The organism is Rhizobium sp. L51/94, assembly GCF_019355555.1.
GTDB classification, from domain to species: domain Bacteria; phylum Pseudomonadota; class Alphaproteobacteria; order Rhizobiales; family Rhizobiaceae; genus Rhizobium; species Rhizobium rhododendri.
On sequence record NZ_CP072141.1, the window covers coordinates 1,031,750 to 1,048,767 of the forward strand.

A 17,018-nucleotide genomic window follows, 5' to 3' on the forward strand; every position below is an offset into this window, starting at 1 on the left:
ATGCGCGCAAATTTGTTATGTCGCTAAGTTCGAGCTCATAGGATCGAAACACTAGACAATCTACTCGGTTCGCTGACTGGCGGATCGACGTTTAGGCAGCTTCCTTCAAACGAACCAGCCAGGCGAGTGATCTCATTCCCACTCGATGGTCCCGGGTGGCTTGCTGGTGACGTCATAGACGACGCGGTTGATGCCGCGGACTTCGTTGATGATGCGGGTGGCGGCGCGGCCGAGGAATTCCATGTCGTAGTGGTAAAAATCGGCAGTCATGCCGTCGACAGAGGTGACGGCGCGTAGCGCGCAGACAAATTCGTAGGTGCGGCCATCGCCCATCACGCCGACGGTCTGTACCGGCAGCAGCACGGCAAAGGCCTGCCAGATGGCGTCGTAGAGGCCGGCCTTGCGGATCTCGTCGAGGTAGATTGCGTCGGCCTCCCGCAGGATTTCGAGTTTTTCGCGTGTGATGCCACCGGGGCAGCGGATCGCGAGGCCGGGGCCGGGGAAGGGGTGACGACCAATGAAACTGTCGGGAAGGCCGAGCTCCTTGCCGAGCACCCGGACTTCGTCCTTGAACAGTTCGCGCAGCGGCTCCACCAGGGCCATGTTCATCCGGGCGGGCAGTCCGCCGACATTGTGGTGAGACTTGATGGTGACCGATGGGCCGCCAGAGAAGGAGACGCTCTCGATGACATCAGGATAGAGCGTGCCTTGGGCGAGGAAATCGGCGCCACCGAGCTTCTTTGCCTCGGCCTCGAAGACGTCGATGAACAGCCGGCCAATCGTCTTGCGCTTGGTCTCCGGGTCGCTTTCGCCCTCCAGCGCATCGATAAACATGTCGGACGCATCCACATGCACCAGGTGCAGGTTATAGTGCTCCTTGAACATGGCGACGACATCGGCCGCCTCGTTCTTGCGCATCAGGCCGTGGTCGACGAGGATGCAGGTCAGCTGATCGCCGACGGCCTCGTGGATCAGCAGCGCTGCAACGGAGGAGTCGACACCGCCGGATAGGCCGCAGATCACCTTGCTGCTGCCGACCTGGGCACGGATCGCTTCGACTGCCTTGGCGCGGTAGGCCGACATCGTCCAGTCGCCCTTGAGGCCGGCAATGTTGTGGATGAAGTTGGCGATAAGCTTGGCGCCATCAGGCGTGTGGACCACTTCCGGATGGAACTGCACACCGTAATATTTGCGCTTCTCGTCGGCGATGAAAGCATAAGGCGCGTTCGACGATGTGGCGATGACCTCGAAGCCTTCCGGCAGCGCCGTTACGCGGTCGCCGTGGCTCATCCAGACCTGGTGGCGCGAGCCGGAAGACCAGAGGCCTTCGAACAGCTTGCAATCCTGGTTTACCTCAAGGAAGGCGCGGCCGAATTCGCGGTGATGGCCGCTCTCTACCATGCCGCCAAGCTGCATGCACATCACCTGCTGGCCGTAGCAGATACCGAAGACCGGAAGGCCGCTGTCGAAAATAATCTGCGGTGCCCGAGGCGAGCCTTCGTCGACCGTCGATGCCGGGCTGCCGGACAGGATGACCGCCTTCGGGTTCAGCCGGTGAAAGGCTGCTTCGGCGGACTGGAAAGGGGCGATCTCGCAATAGACGCCGGTTTCGCGGACGCGCCGAGCGATTAGCTGGGTTACCTGGCTGCCGAAATCGACGATGAGAACGGTATCTGGATGAACTGTATGGGTCATGGCGAGCCTTTAGAGAAAAGCCTTGCTTCATGCAATCGGGCAATGCCGGCAAGCGTTAAAAATATTGTCCCGATTGTCCTTGGCAGCAGGGCTTTCAGAACCAGAAGACACCGTCCTCAAGCGCTGCAAACAGGCTGTCGACGGCATAGGAGAGCTTGCGGTCGACGATGTGCAGGTATTCTGTCCAGCCGCTGATATGCTGCAGCTCGACGATGCCGTCCGATATGCCGCGCAGCCCGATCAGCGGCAGGCTGTAGGTCTGGCAGGCGCGCAGCACGGCGAAGGTCTCCATGTCGACCATGTCAGTACCGATGGCGGCATAGGCTTCCGCTCCCGAGATGACGTTGCCGCCGGTCGACAGGCTGGCCGTCGGCACTGCCGGGATACGCAGCGGCAGTTCGACTGAGGCAGGAAGATCGAGAAACGGCGTGCGTCCGCGCTCAAACCCCAGTGGCGAAGCATCCATGTCGCGGTAGGAAACGGAGCTGACCTGGTAGACCTCGGTCTGTTCCAGCGTTGCAGAGCCGGCCGAACCGAGCGAAACGACGAGATCTGGCAGTTCGTCGCGGGCGTCGAGCTGCTCAAGCGTCCGGGTGAGCGCAATCGCTGCCTCGACCGGCCCGACACCGGTCATCAGCGGCTCGATGCGGGAGCGCAGGAACGGCCCGTATTCCGCCTCTGCCGCCATCACGAACAGGATCGTCTTGCCGGAAACGGATTTCAGTTCGAAGCTCATCCCGAAATTCCTTCCCTGCCGCGGATCACCATCATCGTGCCGGTCATCGAGGCGATCAGTTTGGCAGGTCCGTCGCCGATGGCGTAGCCCCGACCGTCGGCGACGATAATCGTCGTGCCCGGCTTGGTGACTTCGCCGCGAAAAAGGAAGCGCTCGCCGCGGCCCGGCGACATCAGGTTGACCTTGAATTCGATGGTCAGGATGGAAGCCTCCGGATCGATGACGCTGTAGGCGGCAAACCCACAGGCGGAGTCCAGGGCTGCAGAAATGATGCCGGCATGCAGGATACCGTGCTGCTGCGTCAGCTTGATGTCGAAGGGCAGTTCGATCTCGACCATGCCGTGCTGGACACGCGTGAGCTCGGCGCCGATGGTTTCCATCGCTGCCTGCTTCTCGAAGCTGTCGCGGATCCGCTGCCTGAAATCGCCGCTGCTGCCATCGTTCATGCCATGCCCTCGTTGGTCACGGGAAAGTGGCATGGCTGCCGGTGTCAGACAAGCGGCGACAGGGCAATTTCAGTTGAGATAGGCGATGGAAGCGTTCAGCACCATCGCAAAGGCAACCCAGGCGGCATAGGGGATGAACAGCAGCGCCGCAATCCTGTCGCGCTGCCAGCGGTTGGCGATGAAGGCGAGGATGACGATCAGCATTCCGAGGATGATGACGAGCGCGATCACCGGCTTCTCTAGACCGAAGAAAAACGGCGACCAGAGAAAGTTGAGTGCCATCTGGACGAACCAGAGCTTCATGCCTTCCGTCTTTGGCCCCATGAGCCATGTGCGTGCACCGGCAATGCCGATGAGGACGTAAAGCGTGGTCCAGGCAGGGCCGAACAGCCAGTTCGGCGGATTGAACGGCGGCTTGACCAGCGACTGGTACCAGGCACCAGGCAGATTGAAGAAGCCGATCGCAAGTCCTATCCCGAGAACGGCGACGATGAAGACGATATAGGTCGATGCTTTGTTCATGGCGACCAACATAAGGTAGCGCCGCCTGTCCGCCAAGCGTCATACCTTGCCAGTATGCATTCCCGGCTGCACGGTTGCGTGTGGCTCTGAAAATTGACCGAAGTTAGAATGGAAAGTGTGATGGCTAGCATCTTGCAGTCGACTGAATCCTACGAGACGTGGCTGCGGACGGCGCTGCCGGGAGAAATTGTAGAGGCCGATCTCGCCCTGAAGCACCAGAAGATGAAGAGCGGCAGCTTCGCGTTCCTTCGCGCCACCTACTGGCGCTGGGCTGAAACCATCCTCGACCTCTGCCCCGAACTGGCGTCGGCGCCCGAGGTGCTGGCGATCGGCGATACCCATCTTGAAAACTTCGGAACGTGGCGCGATTGCGAAGGCCGGTTGGTATGGGGAGCCAACGATTTCGATGATGCAGCGACCATGCCTTATGTGCTCGATCTCGTTCGCTTGACGACAAGTGCCATTCTTGCCCGCAAGGCAAGCTCGCCCTCTACCACTGCCATTGCCGCTGCTATCCTTGCCGGCTACCGACGCGGACTAGGTAGGTCGATGCCCGTTATCCTCGAGCGGGACTACAAGTGGCTGCGAAAGGCCGTCATGTTGTCCAATGGCGAGCGTAAGGATTTCTGGGAGAAATTTACAGAATTGCCGGCCTGCACCGCACCGCCGCGGCAAAAATACCTGGAAGTGCTCCATGGTTCGATGCCAGAGCATACGCGTGACTTTGTTATCAAGCCCCGCACTGCCGGCACGGGAAGCCTTGGTCGTCCACGCTTTGTAGCGATGGTGGATTACTGGCGCGGTGGCCCGGTCCTCAGGGAAGTCAAGGCGCTCGCCATGTCCGCCTGGTCGCTGCGCCACGACCCCGCCAACACCGCCATTCATGCCGGAATTATCGCTGACGGCCGGGCCCGTTCTCCCGATCCGCAATACAGGATCACGGGAGACCTCCTTGTTCGCCGCCTTTCGCCGAACAGCCGCAAGATCGAGGTCGATGGCGATCTCGACATGCTGCTTATGCCGAACATGCTCGACCTCATGGGTTTCGAGATCGCCAGTTGCCATTCGAACGACGCGTCCGTCATCCCGGCCATCCTCGCCGATCTCGATGCGCGCGGCGATGCGTGGCTGCGTGCGGCGGCGAAGACGGCGGCAGCCGCAGTTGCTGCAGAGCAGGCCGAGTATGCGGCAGCTGGCTGAGTTTGGGGCAACTCGTTTGCCCGAGGCAACCGGCTACACCGGCCGGCCGATCCTCACGATATGCTGGTCCCAGGAAACATCGCTACGGGCACCACCGAAAGTGCCGTCGTAGGAGGAGACTGCAAAGCCATCCGCCCCGGGCGCAATACCGGCGGCATTGTCGATGCTCTCGACTTTCAATACGACACCCGTGCGGCCGTCGAGTGTCACGGCTGTGCCGTTGACCGGCGAGGTAACGCCGACCAGATGTTCATGCCGGTTGACGGCAATGGCGCCGACATAGTTGCCGAGTGCCCGCGTCGTGTCGTCGGGCAGCGTCACGAACGTCAGATCCTCGCCCTTTGCGAAGTGACCGACGAGAGGCGGCAGCGAATTGCGCGGGCCCTCGTACTGGCAGGCAAACCAAATCCTGCCACTGGCATCTATGTCCACGTGACGCGTCGACACCTGGGCATATTCCGCCGGCAGGCCGTGTTTTTCGACCAATGCTCCGGTGGCCGCGTCAATCAGCGTCAGCGACGGTTCCATGTGGTCGAGATTGAGCTTCGTGCGGCCGAATTCCGGATGGGTCTCGATGCCGCCGTTGGCGACGACGATGAGACGGCCGTCGTCCGACACCGTCATGTCGTGCGGCCCGGTGCCGAAGGTCTGGTATTCGCCAATGCGGGAGAACCGATTGCGGGCGTCGTAGAGGCCGATGACGCCGCGGTTGTTGTCGAAGTCGTTCTCGCTGGCATAGAGCAACCGGCCGTCCGGAGAAAATGTCCCATGGCCGTAGAAATGGCGCCCTTCTGCGGCGGCGATAACGATAGGCTCGGCCTTGCCTAAAGGATCGAAAATCATCGCGTAGGTGCCGGGGCGGCGGGCGAAGGCTACGGTATGGCCGGTCGCTTTCGAAAAGGCCATGCCGTGGGCGCGGGCGGGAAGGGCCACGCGATCGACGATCTCGCCGCGCTCGGTCACGGTCGCCACGGCGAAGGAGCCGTCGGCTGCGCGGATGCCGGATGCATAGACCGCATCGGCCCGCTCCAGCGCCATCAGCGCGTCTGGCCGGAGGCATGCGAGGAAACCGATCCCGGCAGCCTTGACGAATTGTCGGCGATCGATGAGCGCGCTGCGCAAGGCCTCAGTCTCCGTCAGCAAACGAAAAGCCGGCCGACAGACCGATGTCCACGCCATAGCCGTCTGAGAGATCGGTCGCCAGCAACCGGGCTTCGGCGAGCAGCGTATCGATCTTGCCGCGCTCCGTGGGGTCGCCGATGGCGGCTTCGATATCGGGATTGATCGAGCCTGCGGTGGCGATCAACTGGCTCAGTCTCGTGTCTATCTTCGCAGCGATGTCATGCTTGGCCGGCGGCAGGAGGTCGGTCATGCCAGCTTTCTGCCACAGAGCCTGCAAGCCTTCGAGGTTGGCCTTCACCGAGGGCCAGGTGTTTCGGGAGCGCCAGTAGATGGCCATGTGCGGTCGGGCCGCCGCAGGGTCGCCCTTGTAGAAGGTCTCCAGCCGCTGGTCGCGGACGTTCTCAGCCCCGTGGACAAGGATGCCGAGCAGAGCGGTGATGGCTTCCTTGTTGTCCATGAAATCGTCGCTGGTCTTGCCCGGTGTCTTCCAGGAGGCCTGTACGCCCTTCGGGTCGTCCCATTCGGCTGAAATATCGCCGGAGACCTGCGCGATATTGCCGGCGATGGCCGCACCGTAGCGGCATCGGAAGCCGTTTTTATCGGTAGCAAGCGTCTCGGAGCCATTGCCATACAACACGTATTCCAGCGCCGTCAGGCTCTGCAGCGCGACGCTCTTGGCGGCAACATCGGCAATTGTGGTGTCCTTCTCGTCGGCCTTGGCGATGAGCGCCTGCACCTGCTTCATGCCGATGCCCTTGCGGTCGGGGTAAAACAGGATGTGCTCGAAGCGGTTCTTGTCGAGAACCGGGCCAACCTGGACGATCTCGATCATGGACCACGCCGTGATGGTGTCGGTGAAGGCAGCTTTAGCGATCGTTTCCGCCTGCACCGAGGGATTTTTGCAAAGACCTGTTATCGCGGTCGAAAGCGCATTTGAGGACGCGTGCATCCTTGTGTAGCCGGGGCGGATGACGTCATCGACGGCCTTCTGCATAACGCCGGGGACCGCCGCGTCGTTCATGGGGCCGGGCGCCGGCGTCTCTGCACCGGCCGGCATAGCAGCGCTTGTCATCAGCAGGGCAGCAGCGAGAAATTTCCAAGGGCGCATCACAGGGACTCCACAAAGGTGATCAGGGCTTGCCTATCGTCTTTCGACAGGGTTGCAAATGCGTCGCGCGCTTTTGTCGCCTCGCCGCCATGCCAGAGTATGGCTTCGGTCAGGCTGCGCGCCCGGCCGTCGTGCAGGAAGAAGGTATGGCCGCTGACGGTTTTCGTCAGGCCGATGCCCCACAGCGGAGGCGTGCGCCAGTCCTTGCCGCTCGCCACGCCGACAGGTTGACCATCGGCGAGACCGTCGCCCATGTCGTGGAGGAGGAAATCGGAATAGGGCCAGATCAGCTGGAAGGACTGCGCCTCGGTGCCGGCATCGCTGCGGGTGACGAATTTCGGCGTGTGGCAGGCAATGCAGCCGGACTGATAGAACATCTCCTTGCCGTGCAGCACGGTCGGATCGCTGGGCTTGCGGCGGGCCGGCACGGCGAGGTTCTCGGAATAGAACGTCATGAGATCGAGCACTGCCTCAGGCGCTTCCGTCGGGCCGAGGCGCTTCTGCACGCCATCCGGCATGGCCAGACATTGCGGCTCCCGGGCGGTGCAATCGCCATAGGCGTTCGGCCTGTCGGGGTTGGATATGCCGATATCGCCTTCGAGGGCAGCCGAGGACTGGTCGCGCACCGTGGCATTCTGCGCCTTCCAGCCGAAGCGTCCGAGCGCAAGCTTGCCGGTCCTGTTGTCCCGCACGATCGCCGCCTTGCCAGCAATGCCATCATGGTCGCGGTCGTCTGGGTCGGCATGCGCCAGGATATCGGCATCCGGAATGGCCTCGATCAGCCCGAGCCCGAGCATGGCCGGGGCGACGCGCGCCGAGAGCGTTGTATCTGGCTCAAGCGGACCATAGGCCAGATCGGTGGCGGAATAGCGCGGCTGTCGCAGCGATACCGTCTCGCCACCTGCCAGGGTGACAGAATGCTCGGTGTAGGCGACAGCGACCTGGCCCTCGCCGGCAAGCCCGGGCACTGCCGTGTCCTGAAGCTGGGTGCCATAGGTCGCGTCGGGAAAGTTGACGACACGGGAGTCCGCCACGGCCTGGCGCTCCTCGGCCGTTCTTGCTGGCCGAGCCAGCCGGAGGAACATGGTGGCAGCTCTGCCCGAAGTCTCCGGCGGGTGGCCACGGCCGTCGTTGATATGACAGCTTTGGCAGGAGCGGGCATTGAACAGCGGCCCGAGGCCATCGGCCGCCTGGGTCGATGACGGCGAGGAGACCCAGAGCTGGCGGAACAGCGCATTGCCGAGATGAAAATCGAGCCCGCGTGCCGGATCGAGAGTGGTCGGAGGCTGGGAGAAGGCCTGATCGTTGACGGCAGCAGTCGACGTCCCGGCGCCGCTTTCCATCGTCTCGTAGGTCTCTGCCCGGGAGAAGTCCGTCGTCGGGCGGGTCACGGCCTGCACGCGCTTCAATTGCTCCGGCGTCAGGTCGGTGCGGACCGCAGGAGCGTCAATCCCGTCGGCAGCCACCGGCAATCCGCTGCAGCCAAGCGCAGCAGCCAGCAGTGTGACGGTGAAAATGCGACGGCCAGAATGGTCTTTCATAACGGACGAAAGGGCGGCGGTATCGCGCCACCGCCCTCCTTCATCACTTCTTGAAGACGGAGCCGGGGTTGTCGAGGCTGTCAGAACCTTCGAGCTTGACCGTCCCGACGTCGAGCGCAGCGATAACCCGCTGGATGCTCTTGGTCTGATCCAGCAACCCGTCGATGACGCTCTGGACAACGGCGTTGCCCTTGGCGTTGCCTTCGCCGATCATCTGGTCGTACTTCTCGACGGTCTCGCCACGCTTGACCATGGCATCGGCCGCCTTCTGGGTGAGGGCGAACTTGGCCATCATTTCCTTATCGACGGCCTTGTCCTTCTCGGCCACCAGCTCGTGTAGCGAGGGACCCTTCATCTTGGTGCCGTCGATGCGCGTGTAGTTGCCGGTGTAGGCCGACTGGATGCCGACGATGTCGTTGTTATAGGTGTTGTAGGTATTGTCCGAGAAGCAATCATGCTCCTGCTCCGGATCGTGTAGCAGCAGGCCGAGCTTCATGCGTTCGCCAGCCAGCTCGCCATAGGAGAGCGAGCCCATGCCGGTCAGGATGGCAACGATACCGGCTTTCGGGTCCTTCTCGTCTTCCTTGGTGGCAGCACCATCGGGCGCCCAGTCGTCGGTCATGGTCTGGAGATCGGCAACCAGCTTGGTCGATGCCGACTTCAGATACTCGGCGCGGCGATCGCAATTGCCGCCGGTGCAGTTCTTCACGTCGTAGTCCGTGGCTGGACGTTCGCCGGCACCCGGGCCGGTGCCGTGCAGGTCCTGGCCCCACAGCAGAAATTCGATGGCGTGGTAGCCGGTGCCGACATTCGCGTCGACCTTGCCTGCGCTGTTCAGCGAGGTGATGAACTCAGGCGTCAGATGCGACGCGTCGACGTCCTTGCCATCGATCTTGATCGTCTTGTTGGCGATGACGTTTGCGACATAAAGGGCATTTTCGTCGCTTTCTGTGCCGTAGGACTTGTCGACATAGTCGATCAGACCTTCGTCCAGCGGCCAGGAGTTCACGTCGCCTTCCCAGTCGTCAACGATCTTGTTGCCGAAGCGGTACACTTCCGACTGCGAATAGGGAACGCGGGCCTTGATCCAGGCAGCGCGGGCAGCGTCGAGCGTCTTCTTGCTCGGCGTCGCGATCAGCGCATCGATGGCCTTGTCGAGCGCCTTTGCGAGCGTCAGCGAATCCTCGTACTTCGCATGGGCGACGTCTGCATAATGCTTGACGATGGCAGCCTCATCGACGGCAGCGCGGGCTGGAAGTGCGTAGGCGGTCATGGAGGTAGCGGCGAGCGCCAGGGCGGCGTAAAATCTGATTTTCAATATCGTAATCCTCTACAGCGACTGTCTGCGCCATCGGAAACTGGGGCGATGGCTTCATGGCCGAAAAATAAAGTGGTGTCAAACACTCTAGTTTGGAATGAATTTAAGCGTGGCCTGTCCCTAGGATGCCCGAAATGCGAAATGCCTTTGCTTGCAAAGCAGGGCGTTGCGGCGCAAAACGCTATTCAAGCCGAAACTTTAGAAGTCTGCTATGATCCATCGCCATTTAAGACACTTCATTCACCGCCACGAGCCCAGGGGCCACTGGCACGGGCAGTTAAAGGCCGGTATCGGCGCCTGCGTCGGCATGCTTGCCGTCGGGGCGTTGGCGATCATGACGGGAATTCCGCTGCTGATCGCACCGTTCGGCGCCACGGCCGTGCTGATATTCGGACAGCCGAAAAGCCCGCTGGCCCAGCCTGCCAATGTGTTCGGCGGCTATCTCATTGCCGCCGCCATCGGCAGCCTCGCCATGGCCGTTGCGCCCGGCCTCTGGTGGACGGCGGCCATCGCTGTGGGCGTAGCGATCGGAGCCATGCAATTGCTGCGCGTTACCCATCCGCCGGCCGGCGCGGTGCCGTTGGTGGCCTTCGCCTCCCACCTTTCGGCGGGTCTGTTATTCACCGTCGTCGTGGTCGGCGCGCTGGCATTGATCGCCATTGCCGTTCTGCATCATGCCATCCCGCCGCGACATCAATATCCGCTGCGGGTGGATTGAATTACGGATTGCGACGCATCCGGCAGAAGAAGAAGCCGTCTGTGTCGGTGGAGGCCGGCGTCAGCGTGATCGTCTTGCCATCCGACGAGCGCGGCTGCTGTGCGTCAGCACCGAACAGCGCTGTCCACGAACTCAGCGACTCGATGATCTCGAATTGTGGATTGTCGGTGGTAAAGCGCTGGACCTGAGCCTCGTTTTCTTCCGGAAGTACCGAGCAGGTCACATAAATAAGAATACCGCCCGGCCGGACATATTCAGATGCCTGTAACAGGGCGTCGTGCTGCTGGCCGATCCGCTCGTCGAGGTTCTTCTGCGTCAATCGCCATTTAGTGTCCGGCCGACGCCGCCAAGTGCCGGTCCCGGTGCAGGGAGCGTCGACCAATACCTTGTCGAAGCGACCGACGAGTGCGGCAAGACTGGTCTTGTCGTCGTGCACCTGAACGTTGCGGGTGCCTGCGCGCTTGAGACGCTCGATGATGGGCGCTAGTCGCTTCCGATCGGAATCGTAGGCATGCACCTGGCCCTTGTTGTTCATCGCAGCAGCCATTGCGAGTGTCTTGCCGCCGCCGCCGGCGCAATAGTCGAGAACTTGATCGCCTTCCGCCGGCATGACCAGATCTGCAACGATTTGCGAGCCTTCGTCCTGGACTTCGAACCAACCTTTTTGGAACGAAAGCTCAGCCGTGACGTTAGGGAGACGGGAAGCACCTTCGCCTGCGGCAATTCGGATGCCGTATCGGGCGATCTTCGCGGGGTGGGCGCCCACCCGTTCCAGCGCCTTGGCAGCCTTTTCCCGGGAAGACTTGAGTGCATTAGCGCGGAGATCGAGCGTGGGACGCTCGGCCAGCGATTTTGCCTCGGCCAGCCAGTCGGAACCAAATGCCGTTTCGAACGACGCCTGCGTCCATTCAGGGATGTCGCCCTGGATATAGCCTTCGGCATTGGCGAGTGAGCGGCTTGCAAATGCGGCAACCGAGGCATCGCTCAGCGGTTCGGGCGCAAAGCGGTCGCCCTCCGTCTCTGACGCCAGGCTTTCGGGCGTAACGCCCCATTGGCGAAACAAAACGGCATGGGCAAGAGCGGCAGGGCCGTCATCGTCCATGAGGTAGGCATGGGATAGACGCATGCGAAGTGCGTCGTAGACGATATTTCCGATTGCAGCCCGATCGCCCGATCCGGCGAAACGGTGACCCAATCCCCAGTCCTTTAGCGCGTCGGCGACAGGTCGCTTGCGGGCCTCGATGTCGGCAAGGATCTCAATGGCCCCTTGAAGCCTGCCGCCCAGACGCATGTACTCTTCTCCCGCATATCTCTAGGTCCCCGTGACGTACTCGACCAACGTCGGTTTGCCAGCAAGGGGCTGTCTCAAGCGGCTAGGTAGCCGCGATTTACGCGGAGAGCAAGCTTTGGAGCAGACACGTGGCTCAGGTGACGACCGAATAGCAGATGCTGGCGGTGCCTGAAGCAACCATGCCGATGTCCTGTGCGGCAGCGCGGGAGAGGTCGAGGACACGTCCGCGGATGAATGGACCGCGATCGTTGACGCGGACGACAACCGTCTTGCCGTTGTTCTTGTTGGTAACGCGGATACGGGTCCCGAAGGCCAGCGAGCGATGGGCAGCGGTCAGCGTCGAAGCATTCATGCGTTCGCCGGAAGCGGTCTTGGAATGTGCTGCATACCAGGATGCGCCTCCACAGCCCGTTGCTGCCGATGCTGTAATAGGATTGATAACAACGCAAGCTGATATAGTTGCGGTGATCGCTAGAATGCGGGAGATAATATTCAAAACAGATTTACCCTCGACGTTGTTGAGCGCCGTGCTTGAACGACGAGGGGCTTAAATCCGGCGAAAAATGGCGAAAAAGTGCTGCAATCGATCACGGAGTATTACAGTCTGTAATATTCGTTGTGAAGCCGATAAAAGAAGATGTAAATCAAATTGTCTGTTTTTTGGAAAAAAATGAATGGAATCAGCGAGAAATCAGATGATTATTCTGCCGGCTCAGGCGCGGGCGGGGAGATCACGATATTTCTGAAATTTCTTTTGCGCGAGCGTCATATTCGTTGCCTTAGTTGCGCAAATTTAGAGGCCGTTAACCTTTGCTGTCAGCACTTTTCATCCAGAAAAGCTTCTAAGTAGGAAAATTCAACCCTTTGATCGCATGCGATCCATGAATTTTCCAGCGATGTCGCGTGCGTTGCGCTTGAGAGAAAATGCGGGTCTCTTCAATCATGACGCGAAAGAATTCATTCGCTCGCCCATGGGCGAACGCGATTTCAGCCGCGCCAGCGACCGGATGACCAGAGTTCGGCAAGCGATGCGCGGTACTCGGGATGGCTGAAGTGGAAGCCCAGCGCCTTCAGCCGGCTATTCGATACACGCTTGTTCTCCCCATAGAAGGATCTCGCCATGGGGGATAGTTCGGCCGTCTCGAACGGTGTTTCCGGCGGCGGGGCAATGCCCATGAGCTTTGCCGCTTCCGCCACGATGTCCTGCGGTGGGGCGGGTTCGTCGTCGGTGACATTGAAGATGCCGCCAATGCCGCGATCTGCGAGGAAACGGCTGGCGGCGCCGATGTCTTCAACGCGAATGCGATTGAATACCTGGCCCGGTTTCACGAGCCTGCGTGCTGTACCCTTTTCGAGATTACAGAATGCGTTGCGGCCCGGACCATAGATACCGGAGAGCCGCAGCACGGCTGTCGGCACCCCGAGTTTGTCGCCGATGGACATCCATCCGTCCTCTGCGGCCACCCGCTCGACGGATCGGCCGGACACGGGCCTTATCGATGTATCCTCGTCGATCCATGCACCCTTGTGGTCACCATAGACGCCGACGGTCGAAAGATAGCCGATCCATTGCAGCTCGGGCATCAGCGTCGCGATGCGCTCGCCCGCCAGCCGGATCAGTGGATCCCCCGCCTGCCCGGGCGCAATCGACTGCACGAGGTGGGTCGTCTTCCTCATTTCGTCGAGAAGGCGCGGTTCCAGCTTTTCGCCGTCGAACACCAGGCCCGAAATGCCTTGCCGTTCAAGGACCAAGCGCTTTTCCTCGGCGCGCGTCGTACCGACGACGGTGTTTTGCGGGCCCGAAAAGCTTTTGGCGATGGCTGTGCCGGAATAGCCGCAGCCGAAAATCATTGTGTGCATGACATCATCCTTGCAGCGCGCCACTCCTCGCGCACCTCTTCGTCGAGATCGTCCGGCCTTTCTGCCGCAAATAGCGCAAACTCGCCAGCCGTCATCAGTCGACCCAGGGCCCAGGCCGCCATGCCGCGCACGATGGGCGCGCTGTCGTCGGCAAGCCGCCGGCATGGCTCGATCAATGTCCCGTCGCGCGAATTGCCGGCAGCGATCAGAACGTTACGCGTAAACCTGTCGCGGCCGATGCGCTTGATGGGCGAGCCGCTGAAAAAGCTGCGGAAGCTTGCGTCGTCAAGGCCGAGCAGGAAGGCGATCGACGGCTCCCGCAGATCCTCCCGTGCCACCAGCTTCATCTCGGAGGCACTTGCTGCAAACTTGTTCCAGGGGCAGGCGGCAAGGCAATCGTCGCAGCCGTAGATGCGGTTGCCGATGAGCGGCCGCAGTTGTCTGTCGATCAGCCCCTTGTGCTCGATCGTTAGGTAGGAAATGCAGCGGCGCGCATCGAGTTGGTAGGGAGCTGGAAAGGCATCGGTGGGGCAAGCCGTAAGACAGGCGGTGCAGGAACCGCAATGATCGCTCTCCGGCTCGTCGCTGCCAAGGTCTGCCGTGGTGAACATCGACCCTAGAAACAGCCAGGAGCCATGCGTACGACTGACAAGGTTGGTGTGTTTTCCCTGCCAGCCCAGCCCGGCTGCTGCCGCCAGCGGCTTTTCCATGACCGGTGCGGTGTCGACGAAGACCTTGACGTCTTCCTTCGAGCGCGCCGCGAAACGGGTGGCAATCTCCTTCAGCCGCCCCTTGATGACATCGTGATAATCGCGGTTGCGGGCATAGACCGAAATCGCAGCCTTGTCCGGCTTGCCAAGGATGCCGCGTGGATCTTCGTCCGGCCCGTAGTTCAGCCCGAATACGACTACCGAGCGTACGTCTGACCAGAGGGCAGCCGGACTTGCCCGACGCTCCCGTGTCTCCGCCATCCAGTCCATCGTTCCGTGAAAACCCTCGTCGAGGTAGATGCCGAGCCGCGGGCCGGCCTCCTGAATGGAGTGCGGACCGGTAATCCGACAGAGATCGAAGCCCAGTCGCAGGGCTTCCTCCTGGAGGAATGTCTTCAGGCTCCGGCTTCGGGCCGCCGCCTTGTCGGGCCTTGTCGGCGGATTTTCGGTCGCCTCAGGCATGGCGCGCCCCGTTAGAAGTCCAGGTCGGTATAATGGGAGACCGGTGAAAGGCCGCGGACGCGCTCGGTGAGCAGGGGCCTGAAGGAAGGCCGCGATTTCAGGCGCTGGTACCAGTCCTTGACGATCGGCACCTCGGCCCAGGCGATCTCGCCCATGTAATCGAGCACGGAGATCGAAGACGCGGCCGCCAGGTCGGCGTAGCTCATCCGCTCGCCGGCCAGCCATTGGCGCGAACCGGCAAGCCAGGTCACGTATTTCAGATGCTGGCGAATATTGGCGCGGGCGGTGCGCATCATCTTCGAATCGGGAGCGCCGCCGCCCTGGGCAGCCGTCATCTGCAGTTTGTAGACCCGTTCGCGCGCGAGAGGCCGTGTGACGTCCTGCTCCATCTTCAGGAGGAACCATTCCGTCAGCCGGCGGATCTCGGCGCGCTGGAAAGGATCTTCGGCAAGCAGGCGCCGATCGCGTTTCAGCACACCATGCGTCTCGTCGAGATATTCCGAAATGACGGTAGCGCCGCACAATGCCCGCATGCTGTCGTCGACATAGACAGGCAGTGTCCCGGCCGGGTTGAGCGCCAGGAAATCATGACGCTTTTCCCAGGTCTGTTCTTCGATCAGATCGGCGTGGAACCCGTATTCCGACAGGATCAGTCGTACGAAGCGAGACGCGGATGACATGGAATGATGATAGAGAGTCGGCATGTAAACTCTGAACTATGGGATTGATGAAGGGCTTGGGCGTGGCTTGTCGTGTGGCTGCCCTAGTCATGACTTGTTTGTTGCAGCTATAGAAGTTTGGTCCCGGCAACACAAGCCAATCGGACCACCCGCCCTTTGACATAGGACACAAGATGGCTGAAGAAACTATCAAGGGCCGATAGGCGGCCCTATCGACAGCGCATCATATCGATAAAAACGGACCCCGTTTTTGCCCCCGCCCACCCCTCCAATCGAGCGAATCCCAACTGGAGACTATTCATGGACTACATCAATGCTGCGCTTCTTGGCATTATAGAGGGTATCACCGAGTTTCTGCCGATCTCGAGCACCGGCCACCTGATCATCGCCGAGCAATGGCTCGGCGCCCGGTCGGAACTTTTCAATATCGTCATCCAGGCTGGCGCCATTCTCGCCGTGACCTTCATCTACTGGCGCCGGTTGATGGATCTGGTGCTCGGCTGGCGGGATCCACGCAACCGATCCTATGCCGCCAAGCTGATCGTCGCGTTCCTGATCACTGCGGTGCTCGGGCTGATCGTCAAGAAGTTAGGCTTCGAATTGCCTGAAACAGTTACGCCAATCGCCTGGGCGCTGATCGTCGGCGGCATCTGGATGATCTTTGCCGAGTGGGCTGCAGCCCGTCGGCCACAATACAAGAGCATCACCTGGTATGTGGCGATCCTCGTCGGCATCGCCCAGATCGTCGCTGGCATCTTTCCCGGCACGTCGCGCTCGGGTGCAACGATCTTCGTTGCCATGCTCGCCGGTACCGGCAATCGTGCCGCCGCGACCGAATTCGCCTTCCTGGTCGGTATTCCGACGATGTATGCGGCCAGTGGCTATGAGTTGCTGAAGACATTCAAGGACGGCGGAGCGGCAGGCGAGGACTGGGGCGCTCTGGCGATTGCCTTCATCGTCTCGACGGTCGTTGCCTTCGTCGCCGTCAAGTGGTTGCTCTCCTATATCCAGAGCAACCGGTTCACGGTGTTTGCCGTGTATCGCATCATTCTCGGCGCGATCCTGCTCGGTCTGGTGGCAGGTGGCATCGTTCGCTGATCAAAGACTTCCAGCATTCGCGCCTGATGGCGCGGATGCGATAGGGCGATTGCTTTGATTTAGCTATTTCCGGGGGGTAGAAGTCAGGAAGCCGGTGGTCATGCGCCGGCTTCTTTTCGTTGTCAGTGGGCGATCGATGCGGAATCGATGGAGCCGGTGCTGCATGGATCGACGCCATAAGCAGGCGAGCACTCGCCCTTGAGTGCGGCAACACTGTTTGGTGCCATGAATGAACCGGCAACGATAACCAGAGCCGCACAGACGAAGAGAAGTGCGATTGACTTGCCCATCTAAAAATACCTTTCCGCAATGAATAGTGCGCGTTGAGACCCTTGGGGACGTCGTCCGTCGCGCGGTTTTGTTAATCAGTGGAATGGAAATTAGCAATAAAGGTTCCTGCTGAATTTCCCGTTAATTCGAGTATTCCGGCGCTGCGTCTTTTGGGCAACGCTGCGCGGTGGACAACCGCTCGAAAAGCCCGAAAGAGGCCGTTTTCCGGCCACAAACTAAA

The 17,018-nt window shown here is 60.9% G+C and carries 17 protein-coding genes; 3 read left to right on the forward strand and 14 right to left on the reverse strand.

Annotated features, from left to right (window positions below):
- Positions 1 to 132 precede the first annotated feature (132 nt).
- The 4 genes from guaA to J5274_RS04965 all read right to left on the reverse strand — a co-directional run bounded on the left by guaA (position 133) and on the right by J5274_RS04965 (position 3,399).
- A complete protein-coding gene (gene guaA, locus J5274_RS04950) occupies positions 133 to 1,695 on the reverse strand; it encodes a glutamine-hydrolyzing GMP synthase (RefSeq protein WP_142829083.1) in 1,563 nt (520 codons plus the stop codon).
- 94 nt (positions 1,696 to 1,789) lie between these two features.
- On the reverse strand, positions 1,790 to 2,431 hold the full coding sequence (locus J5274_RS04955) for a 5'-methylthioadenosine/S-adenosylhomocysteine nucleosidase (protein ID WP_142823710.1): 642 nt from the start codon (positions 2,429 to 2,431) through the stop codon (positions 1,790 to 1,792).
- On the reverse strand, positions 2,428 to 2,877 hold the full coding sequence (locus tag J5274_RS04960) for a PaaI family thioesterase (RefSeq protein ID WP_111216155.1): 450 nt from the start codon (positions 2,875 to 2,877) through the stop codon (positions 2,428 to 2,430). Before J5274_RS04960 ends, J5274_RS04955 begins: the two co-directional genes overlap by 4 nt.
- A 69-nt stretch (positions 2,878 to 2,946) precedes the next feature.
- Positions 2,947 to 3,399, reverse strand: coding sequence for a TspO/MBR family protein (locus tag J5274_RS04965; RefSeq protein WP_142829085.1), 453 nt, complete (start codon positions 3,397 to 3,399; stop codon positions 2,947 to 2,949).
- A 120-nt stretch (positions 3,400 to 3,519) separates the two neighbouring features.
- Here J5274_RS04965 and J5274_RS04970 point away from each other — a divergent pair, with 120 nt between their 5' ends.
- The gene (locus J5274_RS04970) at positions 3,520 to 4,599 is read left to right on the forward strand and encodes a DUF2252 family protein (protein ID WP_142823712.1); all 1,080 of its coding nucleotides are present in this window, start codon (positions 3,520 to 3,522) and stop codon (positions 4,597 to 4,599) included.
- A gap of 33 nt (positions 4,600 to 4,632) precedes the next feature.
- On the opposite strand, the gene J5274_RS04975 is transcribed toward J5274_RS04970, so the two are convergent.
- From J5274_RS04975 to J5274_RS04990, 4 genes are read right to left on the reverse strand one after another with little or no spacing between them, the layout of a single operon-like run.
- Complete coding sequence (locus tag J5274_RS04975) at positions 4,633 to 5,778, reverse strand: DUF1513 domain-containing protein (protein ID WP_219274779.1); 1,146 nt, start codon at positions 5,776 to 5,778, stop codon at positions 4,633 to 4,635.
- Positions 5,726 to 6,829, reverse strand: a complete 1,104-nt coding sequence (locus J5274_RS04980; RefSeq protein WP_142823714.1) for an imelysin family protein — start codon at positions 6,827 to 6,829, stop codon at positions 5,726 to 5,728. The genes J5274_RS04975 and J5274_RS04980 overlap by 53 nt, the downstream gene beginning before the upstream one ends.
- Positions 6,829 to 8,370, reverse strand: coding sequence for a di-heme oxidoredictase family protein (locus tag J5274_RS04985; RefSeq protein WP_142823715.1), 1,542 nt, complete (start codon positions 8,368 to 8,370; stop codon positions 6,829 to 6,831). Before J5274_RS04985 ends, J5274_RS04980 begins: the two co-directional genes overlap by 1 nt.
- Before the next feature lie 43 nt (positions 8,371 to 8,413).
- Positions 8,414 to 9,643 carry an imelysin family protein gene (locus J5274_RS04990; RefSeq protein WP_142824430.1) on the reverse strand — a complete coding sequence of 410 codons (1,230 nt, stop codon included), beginning with the start codon at positions 9,641 to 9,643 and terminating at the stop codon, positions 8,414 to 8,416.
- 259 nt (positions 9,644 to 9,902) lie between these two features.
- Between J5274_RS04990 and J5274_RS04995 the strand changes: the two genes are divergently transcribed.
- Entirely contained in the window at positions 9,903 to 10,406 is a 504-nt protein-coding gene (locus J5274_RS04995) for an HPP family protein (RefSeq protein WP_202617141.1), read from the forward strand.
- Position 10,407: 1 nt separating this feature from the next.
- Here J5274_RS04995 and J5274_RS05000 read toward each other — a convergent pair whose 3' ends face one another.
- From J5274_RS05000 to J5274_RS05020, 5 genes are all read right to left on the reverse strand, one after another.
- Positions 10,408 to 11,697: an RsmB/NOP family class I SAM-dependent RNA methyltransferase gene (locus J5274_RS05000; RefSeq protein ID WP_142823717.1), complete on the reverse strand. Its 1,290-nt coding sequence runs from the start codon at positions 11,695 to 11,697 to the stop codon at positions 10,408 to 10,410.
- 133 nt (positions 11,698 to 11,830) lie between these two features.
- Positions 11,831 to 12,193 (reverse strand): septal ring lytic transglycosylase RlpA family protein, encoded by a 363-nt coding sequence (locus J5274_RS05005; protein ID WP_142823718.1) that lies wholly within the window; start codon positions 12,191 to 12,193, stop codon positions 11,831 to 11,833.
- Positions 12,194 to 12,684: 491 nt separating this feature from the next.
- On the reverse strand, positions 12,685 to 13,557 hold the full coding sequence (locus tag J5274_RS05010; protein WP_142823719.1) for an SDR family oxidoreductase: 873 nt from the start codon (positions 13,555 to 13,557) through the stop codon (positions 12,685 to 12,687).
- Complete coding sequence (gene queG / locus J5274_RS05015) at positions 13,545 to 14,729, reverse strand: tRNA epoxyqueuosine(34) reductase QueG (protein ID WP_142823720.1); 1,185 nt, start codon at positions 14,727 to 14,729, stop codon at positions 13,545 to 13,547. Before queG ends, J5274_RS05010 begins: the two co-directional genes overlap by 13 nt.
- An 11-nt stretch (positions 14,730 to 14,740) precedes the next feature.
- On the reverse strand, positions 14,741 to 15,433 hold the full coding sequence (locus J5274_RS05020) for a glutathione S-transferase family protein (RefSeq protein WP_111216170.1): 693 nt from the start codon (positions 15,431 to 15,433) through the stop codon (positions 14,741 to 14,743).
- Between the two features lie 276 nt (positions 15,434 to 15,709).
- On the opposite strand from J5274_RS05020, the gene J5274_RS05025 reads away from it, so the two are divergent.
- Positions 15,710 to 16,507, forward strand: coding sequence for an undecaprenyl-diphosphate phosphatase (locus J5274_RS05025; RefSeq protein ID WP_111216172.1), 798 nt, complete (start codon positions 15,710 to 15,712; stop codon positions 16,505 to 16,507).
- Positions 16,508 to 16,629: 122 nt separating this feature from the next.
- On the opposite strand, the gene J5274_RS05030 is transcribed toward J5274_RS05025, so the two are convergent.
- The gene (locus tag J5274_RS05030; RefSeq protein WP_162854759.1) at positions 16,630 to 16,797 is read right to left on the reverse strand and encodes a hypothetical protein; all 168 of its coding nucleotides are present in this window, start codon (positions 16,795 to 16,797) and stop codon (positions 16,630 to 16,632) included.
- Positions 16,798 to 17,018: the final 221 nt, after the last annotated feature.